19 protein-coding genes, 2 pseudogenes and 1 riboswitch are annotated in these 25,630 nt (G+C 40.4%); of the genes and pseudogenes, 12 read left to right on the top strand and 9 right to left on the bottom strand.

What is annotated here, in order from left to right:
• Positions 1-325, bottom strand: a 325-nt coding sequence (locus L655_RS0118380; RefSeq protein WP_024605885.1) for an NAD(P)-binding domain-containing protein, incomplete at its 3' end; no start/stop codon positions are given.
• 121 nt (positions 326-446) lie between these two features.
• On the opposite strand from L655_RS0118380, the gene L655_RS0118385 reads away from it, so the two are divergent.
• Both L655_RS0118385 and L655_RS0118390 read left to right on the top strand, forming a co-directional pair.
• Positions 447-1,007, top strand: coding sequence for a glutathione peroxidase (locus tag L655_RS0118385; protein ID WP_024605886.1), 561 nt, complete (start codon positions 447-449; stop codon positions 1,005-1,007).
• 88 nt (positions 1,008-1,095) lie between these two features.
• On the top strand, positions 1,096-2,076 hold the full coding sequence (locus L655_RS0118390; protein ID WP_024605887.1) for a 2-hydroxyacid dehydrogenase: 981 nt from the start codon (positions 1,096-1,098) through the stop codon (positions 2,074-2,076).
• Positions 2,077-2,171: 95 nt separating this feature from the next.
• Here L655_RS0118390 and L655_RS0118395 read toward each other — a convergent pair whose 3' ends face one another.
• Positions 2,172-3,494 carry a sodium-dependent transporter gene (locus L655_RS0118395; protein WP_007375800.1) on the bottom strand — a complete coding sequence of 441 codons (1,323 nt, stop codon included), beginning with the start codon at positions 3,492-3,494 and terminating at the stop codon, positions 2,172-2,174.
• 141 nt (positions 3,495-3,635) lie between these two features.
• On the opposite strand from L655_RS0118395, the gene L655_RS0118400 reads away from it, so the two are divergent.
• Positions 3,636-4,403, top strand: coding sequence for a 4'-phosphopantetheinyl transferase superfamily protein (locus L655_RS0118400; protein ID WP_024605888.1), 768 nt, complete (start codon positions 3,636-3,638; stop codon positions 4,401-4,403).
• Between the two features lie 37 nt (positions 4,404-4,440).
• Here L655_RS0118400 and lysC read toward each other — a convergent pair whose 3' ends face one another.
• Both lysC and nhaD read right to left on the bottom strand, forming a co-directional pair.
• Positions 4,441-5,832: a lysine-sensitive aspartokinase 3 gene (gene lysC / locus L655_RS0118405; protein ID WP_024605889.1), complete on the bottom strand. Its 1,392-nt coding sequence runs from the start codon at positions 5,830-5,832 to the stop codon at positions 4,441-4,443.
• A 75-nt stretch (positions 5,833-5,907) separates the two neighbouring features.
• A riboswitch (Lysine riboswitch) is annotated at positions 5,908-6,080 on the bottom strand.
• A gap of 101 nt (positions 6,081-6,181) precedes the next feature.
• Complete coding sequence (gene nhaD, locus L655_RS0118410; protein WP_024595197.1) at positions 6,182-7,429, bottom strand: sodium:proton antiporter NhaD; 1,248 nt, start codon at positions 7,427-7,429, stop codon at positions 6,182-6,184.
• A gap of 222 nt (positions 7,430-7,651) precedes the next feature.
• Here nhaD and L655_RS0118415 point away from each other — a divergent pair, with 222 nt between their 5' ends.
• From L655_RS0118415 to L655_RS0118430, 4 genes are all read left to right on the top strand, one after another.
• The gene (locus tag L655_RS0118415) at positions 7,652-8,923 is read left to right on the top strand and encodes a hypothetical protein (protein ID WP_024605890.1); all 1,272 of its coding nucleotides are present in this window, start codon (positions 7,652-7,654) and stop codon (positions 8,921-8,923) included.
• 3 nt (positions 8,924-8,926) lie between these two features.
• Entirely contained in the window at positions 8,927-9,475 is a 549-nt protein-coding gene (locus tag L655_RS0118420) for a hypothetical protein (protein WP_024605891.1), read from the top strand.
• The gene (locus L655_RS0118425) at positions 9,472-12,249 is read left to right on the top strand and encodes a hypothetical protein (RefSeq protein WP_024605892.1); all 2,778 of its coding nucleotides are present in this window, start codon (positions 9,472-9,474) and stop codon (positions 12,247-12,249) included. The genes L655_RS0118420 and L655_RS0118425 overlap by 4 nt, the downstream gene beginning before the upstream one ends.
• Positions 12,250-12,357: 108 nt before the next feature.
• On the top strand, positions 12,358-12,909 hold the full coding sequence (locus L655_RS0118430; protein ID WP_024605893.1) for a DUF4136 domain-containing protein: 552 nt from the start codon (positions 12,358-12,360) through the stop codon (positions 12,907-12,909).
• 274 nt (positions 12,910-13,183) lie between these two features.
• Here L655_RS0118430 and L655_RS0118435 read toward each other — a convergent pair whose 3' ends face one another.
• Positions 13,184-13,672 (bottom strand): peptide-methionine (S)-S-oxide reductase, encoded by a 489-nt coding sequence (locus tag L655_RS0118435; RefSeq protein ID WP_024605894.1) that lies wholly within the window; start codon positions 13,670-13,672, stop codon positions 13,184-13,186.
• A gap of 340 nt (positions 13,673-14,012) precedes the next feature.
• On the opposite strand from L655_RS0118435, the pseudogene L655_RS01000000125885 reads away from it, so the two are divergent.
• Positions 14,013-15,859: pseudogene (locus tag L655_RS01000000125885) on the top strand (TonB-dependent receptor).
• Between the two features lie 120 nt (positions 15,860-15,979).
• Here L655_RS01000000125885 and L655_RS0118445 read toward each other — a convergent pair.
• Together L655_RS0118445 and L655_RS0118450 are read right to left on the bottom strand one after the other, a co-directional pair.
• Positions 15,980-16,450, bottom strand: a complete 471-nt coding sequence (locus L655_RS0118445; protein WP_024605895.1) for a hypothetical protein — start codon at positions 16,448-16,450, stop codon at positions 15,980-15,982.
• 203 nt (positions 16,451-16,653) lie between these two features.
• Entirely contained in the window at positions 16,654-16,917 is a 264-nt protein-coding gene (locus L655_RS0118450; RefSeq protein ID WP_007375812.1) for a YkgJ family cysteine cluster protein, read from the bottom strand.
• 169 nt (positions 16,918-17,086) lie between these two features.
• On the opposite strand from L655_RS0118450, the gene L655_RS0118455 reads away from it, so the two are divergent.
• From L655_RS0118455 to L655_RS0118465, 3 genes are all read left to right on the top strand, one after another.
• Positions 17,087-18,265, top strand: coding sequence for an efflux RND transporter periplasmic adaptor subunit (locus tag L655_RS0118455; protein ID WP_024605896.1), 1,179 nt, complete (start codon positions 17,087-17,089; stop codon positions 18,263-18,265).
• Positions 18,266-18,267: 2 nt separating this feature from the next.
• On the top strand, positions 18,268-21,414 hold the full coding sequence (locus tag L655_RS0118460; RefSeq protein WP_024605897.1) for an efflux RND transporter permease subunit: 3,147 nt from the start codon (positions 18,268-18,270) through the stop codon (positions 21,412-21,414).
• A 228-nt stretch (positions 21,415-21,642) separates the two neighbouring features.
• Entirely contained in the window at positions 21,643-22,533 is an 891-nt protein-coding gene (locus L655_RS0118465) for a dienelactone hydrolase family protein (protein ID WP_024605898.1), read from the top strand.
• A 55-nt stretch (positions 22,534-22,588) separates the two neighbouring features.
• Here the strand turns inward: L655_RS0118465 and L655_RS0118470 are convergent, their stop codons facing one another.
• Complete coding sequence (locus L655_RS0118470) at positions 22,589-23,524, bottom strand: LysR family transcriptional regulator (protein WP_024605899.1); 936 nt, start codon at positions 23,522-23,524, stop codon at positions 22,589-22,591.
• Positions 23,525-23,657: 133 nt separating this feature from the next.
• Between L655_RS0118470 and L655_RS0118475 the strand changes: the two are divergent.
• A pseudogene (locus L655_RS0118475) lies at positions 23,658-24,293 on the top strand (zinc-binding alcohol dehydrogenase family protein); the annotation flags it as partial.
• 23 nt (positions 24,294-24,316) lie between these two features.
• Here L655_RS0118475 and L655_RS0118480 read toward each other — a convergent pair.
• Positions 24,317-25,534, bottom strand: coding sequence for an IS4 family transposase (locus tag L655_RS0118480; protein ID WP_125825536.1), 1,218 nt, complete (start codon positions 25,532-25,534; stop codon positions 24,317-24,319).
• Between the last annotated feature and the right edge of the window lie 96 nt (positions 25,535-25,630).

Here is a 25,630-nt window from a genome sequence, read left to right on the forward strand (position 1 = left end):
CAGCCACTTCACGTGCTACTTCGGCAGAAGTTGTGGTGTGATCAACCAAAACAGTGTGCGGTAACATGCCCGCTAACACGCCGTCGTCGCCATACACTACTGAGCGTAAATCGTCATCATTCCCAACACACATAAATACAATATCGGCATTGCTGGCAGCTTCGCGCGGGGTTGATGCAAAGCTTCCTGAATGTTCTGCAGTCCACGTTTGAGCTTTAGCTTGAGTGCGGTTATAAACCCATACGCTGTGCCCTGCTTTTGCTAAATGCCCCGCCATTGGGTAACCCATTACGCCTAAACCTATAAATGCGACTTTCATTGACATAAAAATGACCTATTTAACTGATAACTTAGAAACTAGACCTCGATTATGTCAACCGGTCGATAAAAAAGCGAATGAAAGTCTTTATAAAATTTCCTTAACGGGAAAGGTAAGTAGGTAACCTATGGACAGTATTTATCAATTTAATGCACCACTTTATAACAGCGAAAATTTTCCTCTTAGCCAGTTACAGGGCAAAACCGTCCTTATTGTTAATACAGCGAGTAAGTGTAATTTTTCGGTGCAATTAAACGCACTCGAAAAGCTCTACCAGCAATACAAAAGCAATGGTTTTACTGTACTAGCGTTTCCGTGTAACCAGTTTGGCCAAAATGAGCCGCTTGATAATTTAGCCATTAAAGACTTTTACCAAGATCAATTTAATATCTCGTTTGAGGTATTTGGTAAGGTAATGGTAAACGGGCCAGAAACACATCCGTTGTTTAATTATTTAAAGTCGCATACGCGGGGTATTTCGCAAAACCGCGCAATTAAATGGAATTTCACTAAGTTTTTAATTAATTCACAAGGGCAACTTGTTGCTCGCTATGCACCGCGTACTAAGCCCGAAACACTTAAACAAGTAATAGAAAGTAACTTACTGCAAGCCGCAAAGTTAAGCGCTGCAAGAGGTGGTAAAAAGGTAGCATCAAAAATATCTTTGTTTACGCCAGCTAAGGCTTAATTTAAATCAATAAAATGCGTGTTACTAAAGCATAGGTTTATAAAGTAGTTTATTGTATTGATACTTATTAAGCGTCGAGGCTATTACCATGAATGTTGCTTTTTTTAGTACTCAAAAGTACGAACTGCCTTTTTTTGAACAAAGTACACGCGATCATCGTGATATAAAAATAACGTATTTTGAGCAATCCCTGAGCGAACAAACGGCTATTTTAGCAAACGGGTTTGATGCCATATGCGTATTTGTTAACGACACCGTAAACGCCACGGTTATTGAACAACTGGCAAGCCAAGGCATAAATACTATTTTGCTGCGTTGTGCGGGGTTTAATAATGTTGATTTACCTGCAGCAAAAGCACATAACTTAAAGGTATTACGCGTCCCAGCTTACAGCCCAGAAGCAGTAGCCGAGCATTGTATTGCACTTATGCTAACGCTTAGCCGTAAAACCCATAAAGCGTATAACCGCGTACGCGAAGACAACTTTGATTTAAACGGATTACTAGGCTTTAACTTGCACTATAAAACCGTGGGTATTGTAGGTTGCGGTAAAATTGGCCTTGCGCTGTGCAACATTTTAAACGGCTTTGGCGCTAAAGTATTAGTGTGCGACCCATACGCGCAACCTGGCAATTATACAATTACCGATATAGACACCTTGCTTAGCCAAAGCGATGTGATTTCTTTGCATTGCCCATTAACGGAACAAACTCATCATTTAATAAATGATGAGGCATTTAGTAAAATGAAAACCGGCGTTATGCTCATTAACACTTCTCGCGGTGCATTGCTTGATAGTAACGCGTGTATTAGCGCGCTTAAAACTAAAAAGCTAGGTTACCTGGGACTCGACGTTTACGAGCAAGAATCGGAGCTTTTTTTTAAAAACCACAGCGACGAAATAAACCAAGACGATATATTTTCGCGCTTAGTGAGCTTTAAAAATGTATTAGTAACGGGGCATCAGGGCTTTTTTACACAAGAAGCACTCACCGAAATAGCAAACACAACCGTATTTAACGCGCTTGAAGTAAGTGAAGGTAGGCCTCTAACTAATGAGGTTTTATAAAGTTCTTGGCTATACCTAAATAACAGGCACAAAAAAAGCGAAGTGCGTTTTAAACTCACTTCGCTTTATTAATCTATTTTTAGGCTCAGATAAAATTAACCAAAGGCAACGTTTGCAAATACCAAGGTCATTAATATTGGGCAAACAAAACGAATATACTGAGCAAACCAGTAATGTACGCCGGTTGTTGCTTGATGTAATTTATTACCACGCTGCCACATCCACCCTACTGTAATAAAGTAAAACAAGCCCATAAGCGGCAATTGATATTGAGTAAATAGCATAATAACTAAGCCAAATAACCAATCAAAATTTAGTATAATTGCGCTTGCACACACAAGTACAACGGCGCTCACTGCCCATGTTGCTTTGGTGCGGCTAACGTTGTGATTTTCGACTAAAAACGCTACCGGAATTTCAGTGGTCGATATAGTTGACGTAACCGATGCGATAGACATTAATACAAAAAACAATAAACCAACTAATAAGCCAATTTCGCCCATGGTGCTAAATAGCTCAGGTAAAATAGCAAAAATAAGTTGCCCTTCGCCAATCAGTTTACCGCCACTAAATACTTCAACACCGTTGTGCTGCGCCACATAAATAGCAGGAATAATAAGTAACCCAGCTAAAAAAGCAACGCCAGTATCAAGTAGTGCAACACCGGCTGTGAGCTTTGGTAAATTAGCATCTGGCTGTAAATACGAGCCGTAAATCATCATACAGCCCACACCTAACGAGAGCGAAAAGAACGCTTGCCCCATTGCGGCAATAATTAAGTTAGGGTCAAGTATTTGGCTAAAATCAGGAATTAAATACGCGGCAAAGCCTTCGCTTGCGCCATCAAGTGTTGCAATGTAGGCAATTAAACCAACTAGCAGCACAAGTAACAGTGGCATTAAACGGCGCGACCAAGTTTCGATTCCCGATTTAACCCCTTTTAAAATAATACTGGCAGTTAAAATAAGCATAAGCGGCGTAAATACAAAATTACGCAGCACTGAGTCGCTATGTAAAAATTCGCTTGCGCCTGTGAAACCTAAAAAGGTTGTTATGGGTTCAATAGCGTACGAGAGCATCCACCCTGCCACTATTGAATAAAAACTTAGCATAACAACTGCGCCCGCAAGGCCTATGTAACCGGCTGCTGCACCTACTTTACGGCTAGTGTTTTGCCATGCATCGCCCAATGCTTTTACCGGGTTAGCTTGTGCTTTGTGACCTAAATAAAGTTCGGTATACAGCGCAGGTAGCGCAAGTAAAAATATAACAATAAAATAAACCAGTAAAAAAGCACCGCCGCCATGGTTGGCCGCTTGCGTAGGAAAACCCCAAATATTACCCAAACCCACTGCTGCGCCAGCAGCGGCTAAAACAAAACCAAGTCGGCTTTGAAACCCATCACGCACTTGTGCCATACATCTACAAATCTGTTATTATTTTGATTATTGTGAATTAAACCATATTTCATGCCAGCTGAGTAATAAAATTGTACCCAGCCTTTATTAGTGGCGCTAACCGCTCACAATATCAGCGACTTCTTTTGCTTTAGGGCTTTTATGACTGAACACTATTTTAAAAACGCCTTGAGTATTACTTCAACTCAATTGGCAAATTTGTCTTTTGCGAGTAACAGTATTTTATTATTTAATGCTAAAACACTTGAGCTTAGTGACTTTAATTTGCCCGATTGCTTAAGCCCATTTGAATTAACTATTATAAACCGCCGTAAAAGCCCACAAGCTAAGCAAGAGTATTTAGCAACGCGGTTATTGTTAAAACACCTTATTAAAGTAGCGCAGCCGCAACATGCGCACGTAGCCCTTAATAAAATGAGTACCGAATTTGACGAAGCAAGCTCAAAGCTGCAAGTACATGTAAGTGGTGATGTTATTAATACCTGTATTTCGCACTCACATGGTTTGGTTGGGGCCGCGCTAAATTTTGATAAAAGTGAGTTTGGTTTTGATATTGAAAAAGTAAGCCTAAAGCGCCCGTTTGAAAAGCTTGCTAAGCATTTTTATCATAATGATGAAATTACACTTATCACCAAGCCCACTAATACCCAAGCCCAAGCAGATACATTTTTTAGAATTTGGACATTAAAAGAGTCAATTGCTAAAGCCACCAGCCGCCCTATTGCAAAATTACTTAGCCCTAATGTGTTTGACGAATTAAATAGTGCAAAGCTGAGTGCTTGCAGTAATCGCGTTACTGTAGTTGATAGCTGTGACAGCAATGTTTGTTTTGATGTAAGTGTGGTGCATAAAAAAAGCACCGACTGGCGATGCTTTTTATTAAATGACTTTATTAATCAATTTTGTTAAGTGATTTTACTAGGTAATTTTCCTGAATAACCGTTATTTACGCAGCAAAATTATTTTCTAATAAACGGCTATGAATAGACTGTACTACGTTATCTGACTCAGTTTGCTCTACTAAAAAGCACAAGTTGTGCTTACTTGCACCGTGACAAATTAATCGAATATTAAAGTCTTTTAGTACACTCATTAAGTTCATTTCGTGTTGGCGTAATTGAATCTCAGAGCCAATAAGTGCCACCAATGTTAGGTTGTTTTCTACCGAAACATGGCAAAATTCTGCAAGCTTATCTAGGCATTTTTGATCAAGCTCTGGGCGCGAGGCGTTTTGCGCGTTATCAAGCGTTATAGCTACACTGATTTCTGATGTGGTTACCAAATCTACCGATATATTGTATTCACTTAATAGTGTAAATACGCGTGCTAAAAAGCCGCTTGCTAGTAGCATTTCTGGGCTTTTAAGCGTAAGCAATATTTGGTTTTTACGTTGCGTTACTGCGCGTATACCTGGTTGCTGCGATTTTTCGCGCTCAATCCACGTACCGCCACGCTCTGGCTCGCGGCTAGAACCTACAAACACGTTAATGTGGCTACGGCTCGCTGGTAAAATAGTTGCTGGGTGTAATACTTTTGCGCCAAAGGTTGCCATTTCAGCGGCTTCGTCAAAACTTAAGCGTGCAATAGGCGTCGCTTTTGCGCACAAACGCGGGTCTGTGCTAAAAATGCCCACTACGTCGGTCCAAATATGCACACTTTTAGCGTTAATCGCTTCAGCTAGTAATGCAGCGCTATAGTCAGAACCACCACGTCCTAGCGTTGTGGTGTGACCGTATTCGTCACTACCAATAAATCCCTGAGTTACAATTACTTGAGCGTCTAATAACGGAATTAAATGTTCTTTAGCAGCTTGCGCTGTGGCTGCAACATTGGGCGTTGCTTTACCAAATTGGCTGTCGGTTTTAAGCACCTTGCGCACATCAAAGCGATCGGCATTTAAACCTTGTAAACGCAGTACCTGAGCAAACAAATACGACGATAAACGCTCACCAAAGCTAAGTAGCTCGTCGTGTTGCTGATCGGTTGTTAGTGGCTCTTGAGCCAATGTTTGAAATGCTTTTAGGGTTTCGTTAAAGCCAACCGCTAAATCGGCATCTAGCGATAATTCATCTAAAATAGTTTGTTGAATAGCAAGCACGCCATTTATATGTTCTTGGCGCTCACTAGGAGTAATGCTTGATTTACACAGTGCAACTAAGTGATTAGTTACGCCGGCACTGGCGCTCACGGCAACAATACGTACGCTTTTATCTGCAACAATAATTTCGCTACAGCGACTCATCGCTTCAAAATTTGCAACACTTGTTCCACCAAATTTGGCAACGATGTAATCTGATTTTGCGCCTGATACTGTTTGTGGCACTGATTGGGTAGTCATTTAGTCTCCTTTCGCGGTATCCAAACCGCAATAAAACAAGAAGAACTTGGCAAAGGAATGCTTGAAGATAAGTCCACTGCCAGAAGCTCTCCACCTATATTGGTGACAGTTTTGAGGATTCAGCCCCATAAACCGAAAAACAATGACGACGTACCATTATTTTCCTCGGCGAGTACTTCCCTCCTTAATGATCATCGGCTTTCGTCGCCTAACATTAAGTACCTAAGTATCGCACCTCTTCTGAATGCTTTATTAACCAGTGGCTAATAAAACAAAACCCCACTAAGTAGCGGGGCTTTGAAAGTTATCGTTTAGACGTCTAGCTGTCAAGCATTTAATAATTTATGAGTTAAATAAAACTGCCCATGTAATACGAGCCCGCATATCCAACCGTGTAACAAATTAATAAATGCAGCGATAAACGCAAGTAGCTCATAAAGGTAAGCGCTTTAACTTTACTCATGGCAATAATGCCCGCAGCCGAACCAATAATAAGCATTGAACCGCCCACACCCGTTGCATACGTAAACGACAACCAATGTTGTTGGCTCATTACTATATTGGCTTTTAATAATGCAGCGGTAAGCGGTACGTTATCGACCCCAGCTGATAATATGCCCATTAAGTAGTTTGCGTATTCTGGTGCCATTACCGTGTATAGGTCGGTAAATTTACTCAACATACCAATTTCTTTAAGTGCGCCTACAAGTAAAAGTACACCTACAAAAAACAATAATGTGTCGTATTCTATATCGCGAACAAAATCGATTATGTCTTTGTTTATGTCTTTTTTGCGCATTAAAAATTGCGCCACTAAAAACATCACTGATAAGCCAAACAAAAAGGTTAATAAAGGCGGTACGCTGTAAATTACACTCAACGTAAGTGTGCTCACTACGGTAGATAAAAATATAACAGCAATGGTTATGTCGGTTTTTTCAATGCGGGTTTTACCTGCACTAGCAAACTCAACACGCCCTTTCATACCTATAGACAGTAACGCAGCAAGCAGCATAACGCTTGCAAGTGCTGGCGCTATAAGTAGTAATAAATGAGCAATGGTTACTTTGCCATCTAAAAATATCATTAGTGTGGTTACGTCACCTGTTATTAGCGATACCCCACCTGAGTTCACTCCAAACACAATAAGCGTGGCGTATTTAATGAGTTTTTTAGGTTCAAGCTTTAACGACATAACAACCGCAAGCGATATAAGCGTCGCTGTTACGTTATCTGAAATCGACGAAAACAAAAACGCAAAACCACCCACCAAAAACATGAGCTTTTTTTCGCTAATACTTTTTGGCATAACACGGTGCACAATATTTTCTATAAACCCCTTTGAATTTAAATACGCGACAAAGGTCATTGCAGCCATTAAAAATAGCCATAGCGAGGCAATTTCTAAAATATTTTCATTTAAAAGATGTTGAATCGTATCGGGGCTTTGCCCGTGTAGGGGGTATATAAAAAGAAGAATCCAGCAAAGCGTACCAAAAAACAGCGTGGTTTTAGCTTTATTGACATGGATTATATCTTCTATAACGATCAGTAAAAATGCAATCGCTATCAGGGTTAGAATAATCGAGGAAACCATGGTAGTTAAACAACCTTTGATATAGTTTTAAAGAACACACAAATAACATTCCATTTCATGTGCCTATTTTCGGCGCGAATTTTAGCACTGCCTCTATGCAAAAACTATTATTAAATGGTCTTAAAAACGAATACTATATACAGACAAGGTTAATTAAAAATACGTAATAATGAGTCTTCTAAAAGAACTCAATAATAAAATACTAGGATGTTGTAACCCCTTATGATCCCAGCTAAAAAGCTGCTAAACACCATAACCGAACATTGGGGTGTATTAGAGCTATTATTTAAACGTTTTAAAATGGCTGACTTTAGCCTAAAAGACGTACAAAACGCGATTAAGCAAAAGCAGCCTACGTGGTCAAACGAACGCATTTATAAAGAAACAAATCGTTTGTTAAACCAAGATATTTTAATTCCACTGGCTAAATCCTCTCAGCTTGAAATAAATCGTGCTATTGCTGATTTTGCTACTTTTTTACTGCAAGAAGAGCATTTAGGTTTAGCGCAAGAAATTAGCGTATTAGTCGACGACCTTGCACGTTTAGGTAACCGCCTAGATAACGCTGGCGAAATAGAAGACTTTGACGATTTGCGCCGCTACAGCCGCATTATGGATGATCGGGTGCGTAAAATAATGAAGCTCTATACGCACAACGAAAACGCTATTTTAAATATTGTTGAACAAGCCAAATCAAATAATGCAGTGCAATCGCTGCAAAAGCGTTACAAAGCGGTAATAGAAGCCTTTGACGAATACATAGAGCCAATGCTTGAAATGGTTGATATTCGTGGTGAGTTTCATGCGTGTTTTACCCTCATTGAAGAGCAAATAAGTAAGCAAATACTGCACATTGAGCGCTCAGGTAAAGCGTATAACGATAAACGTATGCTGGAGCAATTACGTACCCGTATACTCGAAATGCATTTAATGGGCCGAGAAAGCTTACGTAAAAGTGCCGATATGCTTATGCCACTGCGCGAGGAGCTTCGCCGTAATAACTTAATTACTCGCCAAGCAGCCAAAGTACTTGGGCTTGTACGTAAAAATGGCGTAGACAATATGCTAAGTGCTGTGCAACCACATTTTGTAAGCGACGCGCAGCGATATTCGCTTGGTCAGCAACGCCATATTGTGGCTTATATGGCAAGCTTGGTTGAATTTGAACACGAAGAATACCAATTGCCTGACCAGCAAGACGTGCCTGCATTTGTTACGCCTAATATTCCTGACTACAACGATGTTAAAACCAGCTTTGCTAAGCGCTTTAATAAAAAACGCAAAAAGCCGCAGCCCTTGCTGCAATTTTTAGACGAAAGCTATCCAGATCTCGATGCCGACGAAATGCTATTTTTGTATCAAAAATTGGTCAGCGACAGCGATATTAAAATAATTCAAAGCGATGAAAAAGCCCGCGTAAAAATTGCCGGTCAGCACTTTTCTTTATATCCATTTAATTCAGAGCCTCAGCCAGATCCAAAGGCAGGTAAATAAACCATGACACACATAAACTTAGACGAGCTAACTCATCTACAAGCCATTAATAAAAAATTAGTAGCGGGTTATCACATTTGCGAGCAAGACAACGTAATGTGGCAAGAGCTTGACCAACACATAGAAGACTACACCGCCCTATTTACCGCTTTAGGTAACGATTTAAAACACGATAGCCGTGGCTTTTATTATTTTGGTAGCGACGAAAGCACACCCAATATGGGCAAAATATCTCGCGCTATCGCACTCACCATTTACATTTTAATTGAGCACTACGCCAATACGGGTAAAGATCCAATGCGCGCATTGTTTGACGACGTAAACGATTTAGAGCTTATGCAAACGCTGGTGCAAATTAACAAACATTTGTTTGATCAGCTTGAGATATTTTCGGGATCGGATTTGCGTAAAGACGTTTACCTGCGCATGGTGCGCTTAGGTTTAGCCCGTGAAGTAGAAGGCGGCTTTATGCTACAAGCACCAATTCACCGCTACATAGATGCACTCATGGAAGTAAACGAAGAAACCTACATTACAGAGGACGAGGAATGAAAAATCTATACGGACTAAGCAAACTCGCCCTACTTAACACCGCAGGCTATGCAAAATGTGTGATCCCGCTTGATAAAAGCAGCTCTATTTGCGCGCCCAATAACACCGGTAAAAGCTCGGTTATTAACGCCCTGCAGTTTCCGCTTATTAACGATTTACGCTTAACAGAATGGGACGGACACGATTTAGATGAAACCCGTAAGTTTTATTTTTCATCCGATCAGTCGTACATTTTACTAGAAGCTAACTTGCCTCATGGCTCGGTAGTAATAGGCGTGGCAGGCCTTGGTAAAATTGCCGGTTACGCGCATCAGTACTTTTGTTACCAAGGAAAGCTTGATTTAGAGCAGTACACGCAAGGTAAAACTATTATTAAATTTACCAAGCTGTTCAACCATTTAAAATCGCTTAACTACAACCCTATTGAGCTTAAAGCACAAGAGTTAAACGCGCTACTTACTGGCGGCGCAACGCCTTTTGACGGCGACATTAACCTAAAAATGATCCCGCTTAATAATGTCCAAGACTCCTCTATTTATAAAGAAATATTTAGACGTATTCTTAACTTACACAAATTAGGCGCAAGCGACGTAAAACGCTTTATGTTACGCGTGTTTGAACGCCATATGTCGAACTCTAAAGTCGACTTTTATGAAGTATGGCGTCGCTCGTTTGATAAAGTAAATCGCTCAAAACGCGAATTAAAAGCCCTTGAGTCAATGCAAGAGCCAATAGCAGCGCTTGAATCAATGCTTGAAAACCAAACCGTGCTTAAAGGTAAATTAGCCGCATACGCGCCTAAAATTGACCAAGCACTGATTGATTTTGATACCTATCAAGAGTCGCAACTCTCTGAGCTTGCCATAGCCCTTGAAGATATAGAGCACGAAAAACACGAGTTTGAGCAAAAGCAAAGCCTATACGTACAGCAATCGCGCGATATAGAGCGCAGACAAACACAAATTGAGCAGTGGTTTTTAGATTACGATGCGCTTAAAAGTGAATTTGAACTGGTAAATAAAGCCACGCTTAAAACCAGCCTGACTCAGTTAAAGCAAGATTACGAGTCGCTTTCGCACTCTATAACTAGCGCACAAGGGCAAAGCCTGCACACGCTTGACTACCGCATCAGCGAAACACAAAAACAAATTAAGAGCCTAAAGCTGCAACTTAAAAATCTTGAATTTAATTTGTTTACCCGCATGCGCGAAGACCTCTCGTTAAAAGAAGTAGAAGAAATATCGCGGATTTTGAACCCAGATATTCTCTCGTTTGCAACCACCACTAATGGCGATATAACCATTGATGACGAAGACGCGTTTGGGGAATTTTTATCGCTATTAAGTGAAAACGTTAAAGGCGGCGTCTTAACGCTACCAGGTGCGAGCATTAAGCTTAAAAAGCTCTCGCCTGTGCAAATGCAAAGCGGCGAAAACAAAGAGCAATTAACCGCTCAGTTAAATGCACTTGAGCATTCACTTAAAGAGTTTAAGCAACAGCGCGATGTTGCTGCAAACGTTGCCGACAAGCAAAAAGAAAAAGACGCGTTATACGATGAGCTTATGAGCGCAGAGGGCGCGCTAAAACGCTTAGAGCAGTTTGAGGTAATGCAGCAATCGGTTGAAGCGCAAGCCATGCTAAAAGAGCAGTTATTAGCTGAGCGCGAACAAGTTGACGACTACTTGCAAGATATTCAAAAAAATAGCGGCTCAATTGCCGATCGTCGCTCGTTAATTAAATCGAAACAAGAGCAAATTAATCGCCAAACTGAGCGATTACGCCAAGTTAAGAGCGAGCGAATTGATCACACGCTTGATTTATACAGCGGTAAAGTAACTCCATACATGATTGATATTACGGTCGACTTTGATAACTTAAGCGACCTTGTTCATCATTTTAATAAAGACTGCCAAGAACTGCGTAATTTTGACATAAACGTGCGTAATACCTATTTGCATGTATATAACGCGGGTATTACTAAATTCGACAACGAAAATGACGAATACACTAAATACCAAAAGCTAATAAGCGCCTTTCATAATATTGATAACGAACGCGATGCTGTTGAGCGCCAAGCACGCGTTGCGCTTACCGAAGTGGCCGCAACTATAAAAGGCTTGCGAGAAGATTTAGACCGACTTCGCCGCGAAATGAATAGCTTTAATAAAGGCATAAGCCAGCACCGTATTTCAAACCTGCAAGCGTTTAAAATTAACGTCATACCGCGCAAAATGCTGGTTGATAGTATAGATACCATTATCAGCACGTCGCATCAGTTTGAGCAAGGCGACACGCTTGATTTACTTAGCCAAGAACCTTACAGCGAAAGTGCGGTAAACGAAGCAAAAGATCACTTAATTAAACTCGCCTCAGATAAAGCGGGCTTAACACTTACCGATTTATTTGATATTCGATTTGAAGTAGTTAACCGCGCAGGTGAAACCGAACACTTTGAAAAAATAGATTCGGCGGGTTCAAACGGCACACGTATTACGATTAAGTTATTATGTGGCATGTTGTTTATTCGTTACTTATTAAGCGATCAGGAACAAAACCTATACCGTATACCAATTTATATAGATGAAGCGGCCGACATTGACCCACAAAATCAAAAAGCGATTATAGAAACCGCACTAAGCTTTGGTTTTGTGCCTATATTTGCCTCAGTTAAGCCGCAAATAAGTTGTGACTACATTGTGCCTATTCGCTCGGTAAAAGACGGTGCACAAAACTGGGTAGATGAAAAAGATTGGATTGAAGTTGAACACAATTAATTGGCCGTTAAGGCTCGACTATTAGACTAATATTTAGGACGTTTAAATAATACACATTTAAACTATGTGTGTTATTTTGAATTAATGCATTTTATTGGAGCAAACGTAATGAAAAATATACTTATTGTTGCAGCGCTAGCACTTCTTACAGCCTGTACACAAACCCCTGATTGGGATTACGATAAATCAGCCAACTTTAGTAATTTTAAAACATTTGCTTGGGTAGAAAACGCCAGCCTAACTAAAGACACAAATAACTACCAAATTAATGGCCTAATGGAAAAACGTGTTCGCACTGCCGTTAAAGCTGAGCTGAGCCAAACACTAGGTATGAGCTTAGTTGATGCAGCAGATGCTGATGTACTTGTTAACTATCATGCATCGGTTGATAAAGAGCTTGAAGTAGATACATTTAATGTAAACTACCGCCCGCATTGGGGTTATTGGGGTACTGGTTTTCAACGTGATACAACCGCGCGTGAATACGAAGTGGGCACACTGATTATTGATATTGTAGACCGTGAATCAAACCAACTAGTATGGCGCGGCGCGAAAGAAGGTCGATTAAAGAAAAACCAATCGCCAGAACAACGTGAAGCATCAATTAATAAAACAGTGAGCGAAATTTTAAGTAACTTCCCGCCGCAAAAGCAGCAATAAGTTAAAATTAGCTATAAGTAAGTTTTAAAAGAGCTCACAGTACGTGAGCTTTTTTGTGGGTGATTGTTTTTGGGGCTTACAGACTTAAGTAATTACGAGCTACGCTCGTCACGTCTACAAAATACCGGATTAAACTTTACCTGTAGGCGCTAAGCTTGCTTGCGCGAGAAGCGATAGCTTCTAATTACTTTATAGCGCTATATTCCATCTTAAATTACGAGCTGCGCTCGTCACGTCAGCAAACTGCACGTCTACAAAAAACACCGCGTCAAATTTACGATTTATACTTATGCAATAACTCAAGCGGTATATGGCAGTAATCATCAGGATGGTTAGTTAAACGGTCTTGATGCTCAGGATCGCTTGGCACATAGTTAGTTAACAGCTCTACCTCTACCACAATTTTATCAGCATCACTTCGCTGGCTTATATAATTGCTAGCGACCTTTAAATGATCTTGGCTTTTGCTATAAATGGCAGTTCGGTATTTGGGGCCTACGTCATTCCCTTGTTTATTAATGCTATACGGGTCAATAATTTCAAAAAAGAAGCCAAATAGCTCGTTCAAGCTAACCGCTTTTGGATCAAAAATGACCTTTACGCATTCGGCATAACCATCGTAATCGCCTTGTGTATTATCATTTTTTCCATTAGCCCGCCCTGCTTCAGTACTTATTACACCAGGTAAGTGCTTTAAAAATTCTTGTACACCCCACAGGCAGCCACCAGCAAAGTAAATAGTATTATATTCTTTAGTATCCATTATAAATGTTACCTAATAAGTAATTATACCGATTGCATTAAAATAGTGTTCTATTAAAGCGCCAAGAAAATAGCGCAATAACAAGGCGAAAATTATGACATATAGTTGTTCTATATAAATAATTTTTAACGCAGTGAGTGCGCTATTTAATACGATAGAATGACCATGTTTTTAATAAAGTCGGTATTACGTAAATGGTTATCAAATGCAGTTATTAACAAATTAATGTACAATCGCGCACAAAATGACTGCTGTTACATTTAGTTATTTTATCATGCTCAAATATAAGCTTTGAATTTAATTGTAACCGCAGCTACAAATAAAAAATGACGAGAAACACATGAATCGCACACCACACCTTATAATACCTGCAATATTATGCAGCGTGACTGCATTTGCTACTGCTAATACGCTATCTGATGAGTCAACAATCGAACAGATAACCGTTGAAGCTTCACCTACTGCGAATAAACTGCCTGTAGGTACATTCGACTCGCCTATTTCTAATTTAGAGTACGACCCACGTGTTGATCTTCAATCGCGTAATATGGCTGAGGCGCAAGCTGATGTAACTATTCGTGGTGGGATTTTTGAAAACACCGGCTTTAGAGTAGGAAGCGCTACTCTACTTGACCCGCAATCTGGGCATTATTTTGCTGAAATACCCATTGCACCGCAAATGCTAAGCGGTCCAGATGTGTTAACCGGTGCTGATAACGCACTTTATGGTATGAACAGCTCTGTTGGTACGGTTTCGTTTGGTTGGAAACCAATTATAACTGGCGGTAGTGTATCGCTTGGTACTGGCACAAACGACTTTAATCTGCAAAGTATTCACGCTGCTAAAAACACACAAATTGATAGCTTAACTAACTACACTCTGGGCTTTGAAGGTGAGTATTCTCACTCGCAAAGTGATGGCACCATTGATAATGGCGATCATGACTTTTCGCGCGCCTCAGCTCGTGTGCAATTAGCAAGCGAGCACAGCCAAACAGATTTGTTTTTTGGCTCACAAGATAAGTTTTTTGGCTGGCCTAACTTGTACACTCCTTTTGGCGTTAACGAAACTGAAGATTTAGAAACCCGCCTTTGGATGCTTAACCACAAGCAAAGCTACGCTGATAACAGTCACTTTGAAGTATCTGCTTATTATCGTACCCATGACGATCACTATATTTACTCGCGCGAAAATCCAAGTGCATTTGAAGCTTTTCATAAAAGCGAAGTTAAATCGCTTGGACTTTCAGGTCGTCATGAACAAAGCGATGCACTGGCAATAAATTACTCTGCACAATTTATTGATGACTCGATAGAATCAACAACACTTGAAAACAACTTTACTTCACGAAAGTATTATAAGCTGAGTATATTGCCTGAATACACAATAGCGCAAAAAAACCAACAACTTACCTTTCGTTTAGGCGCAGCCTACGACGATACAAATCGTGATGACGCTGAAGTATCAGCTATTGGTGATATAACCTTAAACACCCAAAATAGTGACGGCACAGCGCAAACTATTTATTTATCATACGCGCAGGCGAGCCAAGTTGCAGGCTACACNTTGGCGGCAGCGATTCTGGGGGATTATTTAGAAGTAATTACAATCTTGAGCGCGAAACCACTTCAAACTTAGAGCTAGGGTTATTGCTTGAAGAACAAAGCTGGCAGTTAAATTCGGCTATTTTTTATCGAAAAGATAATAACTTAACCGATTGGACCTTTAATTTTGATTCAACATCAGCGCGCTTTGCAAACCCGGTTGATATTGATACAGCTGGGGTTGAATTTTTAGCGACTAAGCACTTTGATACAGCAAAACTTATAGCAAGCTACACGTATTTACATAAATCAGAAAACTACGGCGCAGCCGATATTGATGCCAGCTTTTACGCGTTAAACTTTCCTGATCACCGTTTAACAATTGGCGCTGTGTACAACCCAACTGATATTTTAGAATTTAGAATAGATAACGAATGGCGTACACAACACAAAAATGCACTTAGAAACGGCAGTGACAACGCGTTATTTACCCAACTAACGCTTAAAATAACCCCGCCACAGTTGAGTAATTTATTTATCACCTTAGCGGCAGATAACTTATGGGATGAGTCGTTTGAAGAAATACCAGGTACACCAGGGCGAGGTGAGCAATATACGTTAAGCGCAACGTATAGTTGGTAGAATTGAGCTATCACATTCAAAGACCTGTTTATTTAAAACAGGTCTTTGAATAAATATTTAGCAAGGAATAAACGGCATACTAAATATTAAGAGCTTTGATTACTCAGCTTATATTTCAGCTTATATTGAACCAGAACGACATTGTCTTTTTCTTAGCTCATTATCAATTTGTAAAGGGCGACTAAGCTCATCTGTAAGAACCTGCGAAACAACCGTACCGGTTTCAACTTCTTGTATCCAGATTGATATTTTATCCCCTTCCCTTTTTCTATTTAGCATGTAGCTTTTATTAGAATCTAAATTAACGTTAAAATTAACAAAAGCTTCTTTTTGACTATTTAAAACATCAGGGTTTGAAACACTCGCCTTTACCCATAAATCATGCTCACCACTGATATACTGCTTTGGTTCAGCCCATTGTGTAGGTTTTTTGTTAAAGCACATCAAGTGGACATATTCTAGATCTACTCCCTGCTCTCTTTTAAAGTTTTCGAGTCTAAAGTGGTCTTCTTTAATATCGGTTTTAATGGGTAAGTTTGAACAACCTAATAAAGTCACACCTAATGTAAATGCTGTAAGTAAATTTTTCATTTTTCTTTCCTTTTAAAAATTAAGATTGAACGAAATCACCTATAAATGAGATTTATAAAAAGTATCTTACAATTTCCTATATTAGCAACAAAATTAAATATGTCTAATATTTCGCCATAAAATATATTAACGACTGCTTTTAATAACCTTGTGAAGATTTTTATTAATAATATATTGTAAATAGATGTGTATTAAAATGAGGATTAAGTTAGCTCTTCGAGCTCTGTAATAAGCGCTAGAGCTTGCGCATTTGTTGACCCGCACACATCAAGCGTGGCACTAAAATCACTACATACTTTTGGTCGACTTTCATCACCAAATAACTTACATAAATTACGCTCGTCCAGCTGAATACAACGCTCTCCGGCTTTTTTACCATTTGGCATACCTGGAATAGGCGAACTAATACTTGGCGCAATACAACATGCGCCGCAGCCTAGCCTGCAATTCATCGATTCGGTTTTCATAATTTCCTCGGTATAAAAAACACTTACTTTAATTTCTTTTTAGGAACTTAATTAGTCGCATAGTAAGTTGTAACACACACATGTAATGCTTTGTTACATCTTAAAACAGCTTGTAAACACTTTATTGCGTATTATTAATCTGTCACCACCAATTATGAAGGAATGCCTTGTGGCTACTACAAAACAAATAATACTCCCAATCGCTGTTTTAGCAGGCGGTATTGCTTTAGCTTTCGCCTTTATGGCAATGAAAAAACCACCCGAAGAAAAGCCAGAGCAAGATTTACGTCCTTTAGTAGCAACACAAAGCGTACTTTTAGATTCTATAACGCTCGATGTTAAATCGTACGGCATTGTTAAACCAAAGTATCGTACCGAGCTAATAGCACAAGTTAGCGGGCAAGTTATTTCGGTATCAGATCAATTTGTTGAAGGCGCGTTTGTAAAGCAAGGCGATATTTTAGCACGAATTGATGCAAATGATTACGAAGCAGACTTTATTGAAGCGCAAGCGGGTTTAGCACAAGCAAGCTCAGCACTTGAAATAGAACGCGCGCAAGCACATGTAGCAAAAGCTGAGTGGGAGCGCATTAAGTCAGACTCAAGCGATGCTATTGCATCAGAACTTTATTTACGAAAACCACAGCTGGCAGAAAAATTAGCGCGTTACCGCTCTGCTCAAGCAAGTGTTAAACGTGCTAGCCGCAATCTTGAGCGTACTTATATTAAAGCCCCTTATGATGCCATTATTAATGAGCGCACAATTAGCTTGGGTTCAGTAGTAAACCCAGGTAACAGTTTTGGCGCACTAAGCGCAACCTCAGTTGCAGAGGTACGTTTACCGGTTGCCGATCAAGAACTGCAATATTTAAAAAATGGCGGCGTAGGCTCAAATGTTACATTTAACGCAGAATACGCAGGTAAACAAACAATGTGGCAAGCCAAAGTAATTCGCACCGAAGGTGTGGTTGATCAAACAAGCCGTATGAGCTACTTGGTTGCACAACTTGCAACACCTTATGGTGACAAAACACGCCCACTTCGTTTTGGTTCATACATTAACGCTACCATTGAAGGTCGCCCGCTTGATAACGCAATTATTGTTGCGCACCACTTAGTAAAAGATAATAAAATTGTCATTTTAAATGACGATTTAACATTGTCGTTTAAAACCCTCAATATTATACGCGAACAAAACGGCATGATTATAGCCAGCCAAGGGTTAAAAAATGGCGAGCAAATTGTTACCTCAGCGCTTGAATACCCAACTGAAGGTATGGCAGTAAAAGTTGAAGATATTGCGCCTGATAAAACTGATGTAACTCAACTTGCACTGAAAGAGGAATAACCATGAACACTCGTGAAGCAGGGTTAATAGCATGGTTTGCCCGAAATCCCGTTGCAGCCAACCTACTAATGATATTTATATTAGTGGGCGGTATTTTAATGGCGATGACCATTCGCAAACAAATGTTCCCACAGTTTGAAAGCAACTGGATAAGCGTACAAGCAGTTTACCCAGGTGCTGCCCCGCAAGAGGTTGAAGAAGGAATAACCATAAAAGTTGAAGAAAACCTCGAAGGTATTGAAGGCATTAAACGCCTAATTACTTACTCTAACCGTGGTTTTTCACAAGCGTGGATTGAAATAGAAGAACAATACAATCCACAAGAAGTACTTGATGAAATTAAAGTACAAGTTGATTCAATAAACACCTTTCCAGCGGGAATGGAGCGCCCTGTTGTGCGCCGCGATAAGTTTGAGCAAGAAGTAATGATACTCGCGCTTTACGGCGACATGAGTAACTACCAGTTAAAAGAGCTTGGTAACGATATAAAAGACGAGCTACAAGCACTGCCTCGCGTTAACCTTGTTAATTTTAACGGCGGNGAATACGAAATTGGTATAGAAGTCAGCCCCGATAAACTGCGCGAATATGGCTTAACATTTAGAGATATTGCAGGCGCGGTGCAAAACTTTTCGGCAAATATGTCGGCGGGGCAAATACGCTCTGAAAATGGTTATATTTCGATGCGTGTTGAAAAACAAGCCTACCGTGGTTTTGAGTTTGAAAAACTGCCACTTATTACCCTTGTTGATGGCGCACAAATTTATTTAGGCGATGTTGCAACTATTAATGATGGCTTTGAAGAAGGTCTTCAATATTCAAAATACAATGGTAAAAACTCACTCTCGTTTGAAGTAAACGCATCAAAAGATCAAGACATTACCGATGTAGCAAAAGTACTTAAAAGCTACATGGCAACTAAAGAGCCACTTTTACCAGCTGGTATTAAGCTCTCTCCTATTGTTGATTTAACTTACTACCTTGAAGGCCGACTCGATATGATGGTCGATAACATGATTTGGGGTGGCTTGTTAGTAATGTTAGTGCTGGCACTATTTTTACCGCTACGCTTAGCATTTTGGGTAATGATGGGTTTACCGGTGTCTTTTCTGGGCGCCTTTTTGTTTATGCCTATTGGCTTTTTAGATGTAACAATTAACCTAGCCTCTCTTTTTGCCTTTATACTTGTACTCGGGATTGTTGTTGATGACGCCATAGTTGTGGGCGAGTCAGCCAGTGCCGAAATAGAAAAATACGGTCACACACTTGATAACGTTGTACGCGGTGTAAAACGCGTTGCGATGCCAGCAACCTTTGGTGTACTAACGACTATTGCGGCATTTTTACCTCAAACACTCGCAACCGGCCCTGGCGCTGCTTTTTCTAAGGCCATTGGTGGCGTTATTATTTTATGTTTGATTTTTTCACTCATTGAATCAAAACTTATTTTACCTGCGCATATTGCAGCAATGAACCCACGTAAACCAAATCCTAAAAACCTATTACACCGCTTACGTATGGTGATTGATAGCAGCTTAAAAGGCTTTGTGAATAACTACTACCTTCCTTTTGTTAGCCGCTGTATTCACTATCGCTATACAGTAATTGTTGGCTTTATGTGTTTGCTTATTGTAAGCGCAGGTATGTTTGCAGGTGGTTTAGTTAAGTTTGTACCAAACCCTAAAATACCGCACGACTTTCCACGTATTGATATAGAAATGAACCTTGCTTCATCTGAGCAAGCAACGCTTGAAACTGCACGTAAAATAGAAAGCGTGTTGTTAAAGGTCGATCAGCAACTACAAGAGCAATACGGTAAACCGATGATCCGCGATTTATCGGTAAGTCTGCGCGGACGAACGCAAGCAAATATTATGGCCATTTTGGTAGAGCCTGATTTACGCCCTATCGACACCTTTGCCCTAAGTGCATTATGGCGTGAGCAAATGCCCGCTCTACCCGGCATTAAAACCATGACCATTCAAGACAGTATAATGAATGGCGGTCGAGATGATGGCGACGTTAGCTTTAAACTTGAAGGCAAAAATGCTAACGAGCTAAAAGAAGTGGCAGGTAAATTAAAAGCCAAATTACAAACAATGGAAGGCGTTGGCGACGTAAACGATTCAATGCAAAGCGCTACCGACGAAGTGCAACTTGATTTAAAACCACTCGCTTACAGCATGGGTTTAACGCTTGCTGATGTAGCGTCGCAAGTTAGCTTTAGTTACTACGGCTTAGAAGCGCAGCGAATATTGCGTGAAGGCGAAGAAATTAAAGTCATGATCCGCTATCCAGAAGACGAACGCAACTCAATTAGCGACATAGCTAGTGTGCGTATAATTACGCCTACTGGCGCTGAAGTACCACTTAGCGAAATAGCCGAAGTTAAGCTGGTTGACGGTGTAAACCGTATTCGCCGCGAAAACTCTAAACGTACTGTAAACGTATGGGCTGCGGTAAATACCGACAAAGCCGAACCATTTGCGATTGCTGAGGAAATTCGTGATGAATACTTACCAACATTACTTAAAAGCTACCCTGGCGTTACAAGTGATGTAGCAGGGCGCATTCAAGAAGAGATGGATAGCGCTTCAGAGCAGCTTCGCGACTTTGGTATATCAATGATGATTATATTTGCCTTGTTAGCGATTCCGCTTCGCTCTTACTCGCAGCCACTTATTATAATGTCGGTTATTCCGTTTGGTGTAGTGGGCGCGATGTTTGGCCATATGATTTTAGGTATGACTATGAGCAGCTTATCTATGTTTGGCATTATTGCGGTAGCGGGTGTGGTCGTAAATGACTCCCTCGTTATGGTTGATTTTGTAAACAAAGCACGCGCCGAAGGTGTTGCGATTAAGGATGCTGTAATGCAAGCCGGTGCTCGTCGCTTTAGAGCGATATTACTGACCTCAATCACTACCTTTATTGGTGTAATGCCAATTATTTTTGAAACGAGTCTACAAGCTAAAATTGTTATCCCAATGGCTGTATCACTTGCTTTTGGTGTGTTATTTGCCACAGTAATTACACTGATACTTATACCGTGCCAGTATGTTGCACTAGAAGATGCTAAACGATTAGTACGTAAAATGCGTGGCAAGCCACCACTAGTAGATGCCCAACCAGCGCCTACTCACAGCTAAATTAAGTAACATCCCAACCAAAAAAGCTCGGCATATTATGCCGAGCTTTTTATTTTTAGCTTAAAAATGATATTCACCTATTTGCTAACGTTACTTCTATTACTTATTTTTTAACACGCAGGATTAATTAACAGTCCTAATAATTGATAGAAATATTGCTCGTTTTTTATCCCTAATACGTTATGGTATTTAAATAATAAATAGACATAATAAAGTTAAGGAACAGCCATGAATACATCTCCCTCTGATCACATTCCTCAAGAAGCCTTTGATTGGTATGACGAATACGCCCACGGTTTAATGGACCGACGTACTTTTATGAAAAAACTCGGTGGCCTTGCTGCACTTGGCTTTTCGATGGCTGTACTTACATCAGCATTATTACCTAACTATGCACTTGCTGAACAAGTATCGTTTAATGACGATGATATTAAAGCAACATACGAAGAATTTGATTCGCCAGACGGGCACGGTAAAGGCAAAGGTTACTTAGCAACCCCTAAAAATGTAGAAGGTAAGCTTCCAGTTGTGCTTGTGGTCCACGAAAACCGTGGATTAAACCCATACGTAAAGGATGTAGCAAGACGCTTAGCGAAGATAGGCTTTATTGCATTTGCACCCGATGCGCTATTTCCACTGGGTGGCTACCCTGGTAATGATGATGAAGGACGCGCTATGCAAAAAACTATGGACAGAGCTAAAATTCAAAACGATTTTGTAGCCGCAGCACACTTTTTAAAATCGCATGCTAACAGTAACGGTAAGTTAGGCGCTGTCGGTTTTTGTTTTGGCGGCTACATTGTTAATTATTTAGCGGCAGTAGATAGCAATTTAATCAGCGCCGGAGTGCCTTTTTACGGTACTCCAGCCAGCGAAAGTTTACGTAAAAATATTAAAGCACCATTAATGATTCAATTGGGCGAGCTAGATAAACGTGTAAACGCGTCGTGGCCACAGTACGAACAAGACTTAAAAGCCAATAATGTTGAATACACTATGCATATGTATAAAGGGGCAAATCATGGTTTTCATAACGACTCGACAGGTCGCTATGATAATGACAATGCCGAGCTTGCATGGCAACGTACCGTTGAGTTTTTTAATAAAAAGCTAAGTTAGCGAATAAAAAATAATGCCACCTGCTCTAAGCCGGTGGCATTATTAAGTAGACTAATTAGCTCAGTACGCTTTTATCAATAATTCCTTTCTTTACCAACTGCTGCAAAATAGCTTGGGATTTTGCTCTGCATGCATCACGTAGTAAACGCACCGCTGGGGTTATTGACTGCCTACTTGGGCAAATAAGCCAAAGTTCACCATTAACATGTTGATAATCTTGCATTACAGTAACCACCCTGTCATTGAGTAAATCATCGGCTATATCAAGGGCTGATTTTACAGCCAAGCCTTTACCCGCAACGCACCAGCGCCTTACTAAATCGCCATCGTTTGAGGCGCGCCTGCCATTCATTTTAACTTTATATTTTGACTCACCATCGGTGAATTCCCACGTATTATTTGTAATATCCTGCAACTGATAAAACAAACCTTGATGCGACGCTAAATCATCAGGATGCACGGGAGCCCCATTTCGTAAGAGGTATTCGTCAGTTGCACATAACAAGCGCGGTACGTTACAAATTTTGAAACCATAAACGCTAGCATCATTAGGCGAGCCATAACGAAGCGCTATATCAACTGAGTCACGGTAAAAGTCGATATTACTATCACTTATATGCGTTCTTAAACTTAGCTTTGGATAAGTGTCCATAAGTTCATCAATCCATGGGATCACTAAGTTACGCCCTAAGTCAGATGAAAGGGCAACACGCAATTCGCCTTCTATTTCGTCGTGCTCACCTTTAAGGTTTTGCTTTGCAAGCTCAAGTACTGCCAAAGCCTGCTCACATTGTGGTATGTAGCGCTCCCCAGCAGCCGATAGCCTCAAATGACGTGTTGTACGAACAAATAGTTCACTACCAAGGGCTGACTCAACACGTTTAATAGCAGCGCTTGCTGTGGCTGTACGCATATCTAACTTAGCAGCTGCGAGCGTAATACTTCTAAACTCAGCGACTTTTAAAATAAGTTTTAAATCTTCTATGTTCATGTTATCTATTTATATTTGATAATGATTCAACGATTATGCGGTTTATCTATGTTAAAGCAAGGTCTATTATATATCTATCAGCTCGCCAAAGCATGGCTTGCACCTTATATGTAAACAAACTAGGACATTTATTATGAAAGCCATTGGTTATAAAAAATCTCTTCCTATTACTAACCCTGAATCGTTAATTGATGTTGAATTACCACAGCCAGTTGCAACAGGTCGCGATTTACTTATAAAAGTTAAAGCTATTGCAGTTAACCCAGTAGATTACAAAGTGCGTGCATCTATGCCCCCTGCTGAGGGTGAAGTAAAAGTTATTGGTTGGGATGCCGTTGGTGAAGTTGTTGCAATCGGCGATGCTGTAACGGCATTTAAACTCGGTGATGCGGTTTATTACGCTGGTGATATTACTCGCCCAGGTAGTAATGCAGAATTTCAATTAGTGGATGAGCGCATTGTAGGATTTAAACCGCAGAGCTTAAACGATGCTGAAGCTGCTGCATTACCCCTTACCGCAATAACAGCGTACGAATTATTATTTGAGCATTTAAACATTGTAAAACAAGCTGCTGATGCAACAACAAAATCAGACGAAGTTATTTTAGTAACAGGTGCCGCAGGCGGCGTTGGCTCTATTTTTATTCAAATTGCTAAAGCGATTACTGGCGCAACGGTGATTGCCACTGCATCGCGCGAAAGCTCACAAGCATGGGTTAAAAAACTAGGTGCTGATTATGTTGTTGATCATACAAAACCATTACCCGCCTAAGGGATCCCCAAAAATAATTATTAAATTTCAATCACATCACTCACATCCATATTTTTCCAATCGAGTTGCACTACCACCTGTACGAAATAGGCTAGCCCTTCCAAGTAATCTCGCCGCCGCAGCTTAATGGACTGTTTTTTGAAGTATCGCAACCCAACAAATGCCCATGACACTACTCGCCTGTTTTTGCTTGAGTTAGCTTGAAAAGCCCCTGTCTTTCCTGCTTTGTCTATCACAGCACCCAGCATCATTGAGAACCAATGAGCCAATGTTGCGAGCAGTAAAAGTATGTCTAATCGATAGAGTTTGTTCGTTCTGTGCAGATCTGAGCCTAAGCCGAACCTAACACTTTTTTGGTCTCGAAACCCTGCCTCTATCTGCATTCTCATTCCATATAGCTTGAGCACCTTTTCGAGAAAGTGGTGTCTTTTTGGAAGAGAAGAAACGAGTAGCCAAGGCTCCTTATAACCGCGTTTTTTATCTCTTTTTAATAACTTATGTCCCTTGCCAACCAACACTGCATGAGTTTGATATTTTGCACTTTTGGTCAGCTCGGTCGCGCCAAGATACTGGCTCTTACGCTGATTGTTCTTGAATAGTGACTGGCATGGAATAAACTCATCGCTGTCCTGCGTTTTCAAATGTGCCGTACCACGAACCCGACTAATATAATGCCAGCCATTGTTCCGCACGGCTTTGAGCCAGGGGACTTTAAAGCCCGCATCCGTCACAATCACGGGGCGGCAATCACTCGGCAAGATCAGTTTGAGCATCTTTAAAAACCGTTTTTGCACTTTTGGGCAATGATATTGAAAGCTGAATGCACTTTCCTGATACAGGGTTAAAGAGCGACCTTCACTGACAATGCTGGCACGCAGAATACAGTATTTGGTTTGTGTATCAGCATGGCTCCAATCGACCAAAATGACGGGATGCTTTTCAGTGACCACAAAACGGGTTAAGCGAACATAAACCGATATCGATTCACGCAAAAGCTCATTGTTACTGAGTAGTCGGTCAATACGTTTAATATCATGTTTTTCAGTTGTTTTTGAATCCAAATTGCGGCCGATAGACGTCAAGGTGCATTGCTGACAGTGCAAAAGAGATTTAACGGCAGCGACTAGAGTATTAAATCTGGCTTTATGAATAGAGTTAGGGGTGACAGCGCGGAGCATATTGTGCAAAATAGTAGACGCATTCATGGTGTTTAGTTCTGTTGTTTTTAAGCGATTCATAAGATCACAAAACACCATGAATGTTCCCTCACTACCCACATTTTTTAATACTGTTAGTTCATTGATATGTAAAGGCTAATTCTGGGGATACTTTAG

Source organism: Pseudoalteromonas sp. TAE79, from assembly GCF_000498015.1.
GTDB lineage: Bacteria > Pseudomonadota > Gammaproteobacteria > Enterobacterales > Alteromonadaceae > Pseudoalteromonas.

Excerpts from the sequence above, each read along its gene's own strand:
- L655_RS0118385 (WP_024605886.1), top strand. The coding sequence starts at position 447 with ATGGACAGTATTTATCAATTTAATGCACCACTTTATAACAGCGAAAAT.
- L655_RS0118390 (WP_024605887.1), top strand. The coding sequence starts at position 1,096 with ATGAATGTTGCTTTTTTTAGTACTCAAAAGTACGAACTGCCTTTTTTT.
- L655_RS0118395 (WP_007375800.1), bottom strand. The coding sequence starts at position 3,494 with ATGGCACAAGTGCGTGATGGGTTTCAAAGCCGACTTGGTTTTGTTTTA.
- L655_RS0118400 (WP_024605888.1), top strand. The coding sequence starts at position 3,636 with ATGACTGAACACTATTTTAAAAACGCCTTGAGTATTACTTCAACTCAA.
- lysC (WP_024605889.1), bottom strand. The coding sequence starts at position 5,832 with ATGACTACCCAATCAGTGCCACAAACAGTATCAGGCGCAAAATCAGAT.
- nhaD (WP_024595197.1), bottom strand. The coding sequence starts at position 7,429 with ATGGTTTCCTCGATTATTCTAACCCTGATAGCGATTGCATTTTTACTG.
- L655_RS0118415 (WP_024605890.1), top strand. The coding sequence starts at position 7,652 with ATGATCCCAGCTAAAAAGCTGCTAAACACCATAACCGAACATTGGGGT.
- L655_RS0118420 (WP_024605891.1), top strand. The coding sequence starts at position 8,927 with ATGACACACATAAACTTAGACGAGCTAACTCATCTACAAGCCATTAAT.
- L655_RS0118425 (WP_024605892.1), top strand. The coding sequence starts at position 9,472 with ATGAAAAATCTATACGGACTAAGCAAACTCGCCCTACTTAACACCGCA.
- L655_RS0118430 (WP_024605893.1), top strand. The coding sequence starts at position 12,358 with ATGAAAAATATACTTATTGTTGCAGCGCTAGCACTTCTTACAGCCTGT.
- L655_RS0118435 (WP_024605894.1), bottom strand. The coding sequence starts at position 13,672 with ATGGATACTAAAGAATATAATACTATTTACTTTGCTGGTGGCTGCCTG.
- L655_RS0118445 (WP_024605895.1), bottom strand. The coding sequence starts at position 16,450 with ATGAAAAATTTACTTACAGCATTTACATTAGGTGTGACTTTATTAGGT.
- L655_RS0118450 (WP_007375812.1), bottom strand. The coding sequence starts at position 16,917 with ATGAAAACCGAATCGATGAATTGCAGGCTAGGCTGCGGCGCATGTTGT.
- L655_RS0118465 (WP_024605898.1), top strand. The coding sequence starts at position 21,643 with ATGAATACATCTCCCTCTGATCACATTCCTCAAGAAGCCTTTGATTGG.
- L655_RS0118470 (WP_024605899.1), bottom strand. The coding sequence starts at position 23,524 with ATGAACATAGAAGATTTAAAACTTATTTTAAAAGTCGCTGAGTTTAGA.
- L655_RS0118480 (WP_125825536.1), bottom strand. The coding sequence starts at position 25,534 with ATGAATCGCTTAAAAACAACAGAACTAAACACCATGAATGCGTCTACT.